At 35.8% G+C, this 274-nt stretch carries 1 protein-coding gene; it reads right to left on the bottom strand.

Annotation, left to right across the window (positions count from 1 at the left end; translation table 11 throughout):
• Nucleotides 1-274, bottom strand: a 274-nt coding sequence (locus tag QQK25_RS24755; protein ID WP_284190052.1) for a 30S ribosomal protein S7, incomplete at both ends; no start/stop codon positions are given.

A 274-nucleotide genomic window follows, 5' to 3' on the forward strand; every position in this document is an offset into this window, starting at 1 on the left:
GATTTGATTTCACTGGGAACTTTATGAGTCGACCCGCTTCTACGTTTTGCTTTTACTGCTATATTGGGAGTTATTCTACGTATTGCTTCACGTAAAACAGATAGTGGATTTTTTTTTGTCTTTTGTTGAATCTCTTTCAGGGCTCGATAGAAAATTTGATAAGCCAATGCTTTTTTTCCGTGTTTCAGAATACGGTTAACCAACATGTTAACTAATCGATTACGATAAATTGGATCGAATTTTGCAGTTTTTTTTTCTGCAGTACCTCGACGTG

This window comes from Zoogloea oryzae (assembly GCF_030161255.1).
Lineage (GTDB): Bacteria > Pseudomonadota > Gammaproteobacteria > Burkholderiales > Rhodocyclaceae > Zoogloea > Zoogloea oryzae.